This window comes from Bartonella sp. AA18HLJMS (assembly GCF_042197245.1).
Taxonomy (GTDB): domain Bacteria; phylum Pseudomonadota; class Alphaproteobacteria; order Rhizobiales; family Rhizobiaceae; genus Bartonella.
The window spans coordinates 1-2826 of record NZ_JBHIRP010000048.1 but is presented as its reverse complement, the minus strand read 5'-3'; the positions used below and the strand labels follow the sequence as shown (position 1 = coordinate 2826).

The 2826-nt window shown below is 40.3% G+C and carries 4 protein-coding genes and 1 pseudogene; 2 read left to right on the top strand and 3 right to left on the bottom strand.

Going from position 1 to position 2826, the window contains the following annotated elements; all coding sequences use genetic code 11:
- Both ACFINW_RS09720 and ACFINW_RS09715 read left to right on the top strand, forming a co-directional pair.
- Positions 1–234, top strand: a pseudogene (locus tag ACFINW_RS09720) (integrase); the annotation flags it as partial.
- 209 nt (positions 235–443) lie between these two features.
- Positions 444–644, top strand: coding sequence for a helix-turn-helix transcriptional regulator (locus ACFINW_RS09715; protein WP_375621744.1), 201 nt, complete (start codon positions 444–446; stop codon positions 642–644).
- A 54-nt stretch (positions 645–698) separates the two neighbouring features.
- Here ACFINW_RS09715 and ACFINW_RS09710 read toward each other — a convergent pair whose 3' ends face one another.
- The 3 genes from ACFINW_RS09710 to ACFINW_RS09700 all read right to left on the bottom strand — a co-directional run.
- The gene (locus tag ACFINW_RS09710) at positions 699–1058 is read right to left on the bottom strand and encodes a hypothetical protein (protein WP_375674253.1); all 360 of its coding nucleotides are present in this window, start codon (positions 1056–1058) and stop codon (positions 699–701) included.
- 177 nt (positions 1059–1235) lie between these two features.
- A complete protein-coding gene (locus ACFINW_RS09705) occupies positions 1236–1640 on the bottom strand; it encodes a hypothetical protein (RefSeq protein WP_375674252.1) in 405 nt (134 codons plus the stop codon).
- A partial coding sequence (locus ACFINW_RS09700) for a filamentous hemagglutinin (RefSeq protein ID WP_375674251.1) occupies positions 1637–2826 on the bottom strand: 1190 nt, incomplete at its 5' end. The genes ACFINW_RS09700 and ACFINW_RS09705, both read right to left, overlap by 4 nt.

Below are 2826 nucleotides of genomic sequence, written 5' to 3'. Positions count from 1 at the left end.
TGTATGGCTCAATATATGAGAGACAATAAACTTGAAGCCTGCCCGCATGGTTTTCGCTCTAGTTTACGCGATTGGCTAGCAGAAACAACCGATGCTCCCTATGAGGTCGCTGAAACTATTCTAAGTCATACAGTAGGAGGACAAGTAGAGCGCTCCTATCGTCGCACTGACTATCTAGAACAGCGCCGTGTCTATATGGATAAATGGGCGGCTTATGTCACGAGTCAAACCTAAAATATGGGGTGAATAACCCCATTATCTGTGGATAACTTTAGCTCTCTTCTCTCTCATTCTCTCTCAATAAGACTCATAAATTATCACATCAGAAATTGTATGATAAAATATTGTTTTCTATGAATAAAACATCTTTCTAAATGAACCAAAATGTGGTTAATAAATGGTTATGATTTGTTACCATTTTTTTATAGTGAAAGGATTTTAGTATGACAGAAAATGCTATTCTTTTAACAGACCGTGAAAGTGCAAAATTGCTTCATATGAGTGTTTCAACATTCCGGCGTCATGTAACCAATGGCTCTCTCCCAAAACCTTTAAAATTTGGCTTTTTATCCCGTTGGTTACAATCAGATCTTTTCAATGTCATCGAGCAAGCAAAACAGCAACGTTATAACGACGCGGCATAAAAAGAAAACCTTGTCACGTAAGAACGGACAAGGCTTTCTCTGCTGAAGCAAGACTTAAGGTTCGCATTCAAGTTGTTCTGAATGTTTTTTACAATAAGGGCTATTTAAGCGTCTCTCAACACTTCGCTGAGGCATGACAGCACTAGGACGACATATGGGAAGATTGTCCGATTTATGGTTCTCACACCATTCTTGTATTGTAAAGCTAGGACGAAAACCTGATTGCGCCATACACATTTCAATACTGGCAAATTGATTCAAATCTAGCGCCACAACCTTATTAAGGTCCGGTACTCCACATTCTAAAAGTATTTTATTTCTCCATAATGCTGGAGAAAGTGAGGGAATTGAGTTAACACATCCAGTGATACTTAACAGAGCTATACAACTCAATAGTTTTAAGATTTTCTTCATTATTCCCCTCTTTCAATGGATTTATTTACAATAAAAAAGCTCATAAGCCTGTTGATATTTCCTGTCACCGCTGCTTAAAACAACGGTGAACAATATTGAGATGTTAGATTGAGAAAACAATCCCGCCATTCCAAGCGAAGGCAAGGATGGCGGATTGTTGATCATCACTAGCAAGACTTAAGGTTTGCATTCAGGTGCATTTTTATATTTTTTACAATAAGGGCTGTTTAAGCGCTTCTTGACACTGGGCCTCGGGATCACAGCACCTGGACGACAAATGGGAAGGTTTTCGGCTTTATGATTCTCACACCAAGTCCCTCCCCCCACTTTATCACGAAAACCTGATTGAACCATACAGGCATCAATAGTTGCCCATGCATTGTAGCTGAGTTTTCTGTTTTCTGGATCGACATCATCAGGGGTTGGCATACCACATTCTAACAAGGCTTTTCCTACCTCTGTAAAATCAGTAACACCATTTTTCTCCCACGTAGCCACCTCTCCTGGAGGAGGTTTATCGATATTACATCCAGTTATAATTAACAAAGTTACAGTGCTTAATAATTTTAGAGTTTGTTTCATTTTTTACTCCTTGATTTACTTAAAGGAAATTGTTCACGATGAGATGTGCCATAAAACTTTTGGCATTTTGGACCCACGTCTCCAAGACAGGTATGGGAACTTATGGGATTCATGATCACTCTCAACCATTCTGTCCAAACGTTACTACCAGCAGGGAGTGTCCCGTAGGTATAGCCATTGCCGCCAATAATTCTGCTGACAAAGTCATATCTATTCCCATCAAAGCCAATAGTGGTTTGTTTGCCATCACTCACATAATCTAACAGACCGGCTGCAACTAAAACATTAAAGGCTGGTCCATAGAGATTGATAGTCGTGTTTTCGTTGGCTATACCGTGAACACCTTCTTGTTTGAAAGAATTCAGCATATTCCCCAATGTCATTGTCCCGCGACTATGTCCATAAAGTTCTAATCCTGTAAGACCATAGCTATACATCAAATCTTTTGCTTCTTGTGTTGAATTGGTCAAACCCCAAAAGTTATTTTCCATAAACTTCTGATAGCCCGCGACTAGAAGTTCTGAGATAGCAGAATCAGCTTCTGGGAACACAACAAAATAAAGCGGTTCATTTTTATTCTCCGCATGTTGCTCTGCATAAACAGCAGCTTCATAGGGTGGCGTAAAGATGCCATTAAAGGACACATGCACTTTGCCATCAGAGCCTTCTTGCAAATGCTGCTTTTCTTCATCCGTTAAATAATGGAACTTGGGGATTTTTTGTCCACGAGCATCTCTTATAGGTACCCCATTCGCATCTATTTCATAGATTGTATTGCCATTTTCATCACGATCCACCACGGCGATGGGGTGCTCTTTGATAAACATGGTTTTATAGGAATCATCGCTGTATTTAAACCCTTCTTCTAAGAGTTGAGTTGCCATTTCACGGTTTTCATGGACGATTTGTTCCAGCTTGCCTGCATCGAGCTGTTGTACACCTTTATGGGCGTTGGCAGTATCACGATTAAGGGAGGCTATGGCTTGTTCCACGTCTTGTCCTGTCAACGCCTTCTGCCCTGCTTCATCAGTAATGACAATGGTGCCATTGCTGATAGCGGATTTGGTATATCCTTCCTCTGAATCTTTAGCTTTTGAATGATCTAAGAGATTTTTAGCAATGTTTTTCCCGACACCATATTTGCCCTGATACATCGGACCACCCGCTGAAATGCTTAAACCTTGAC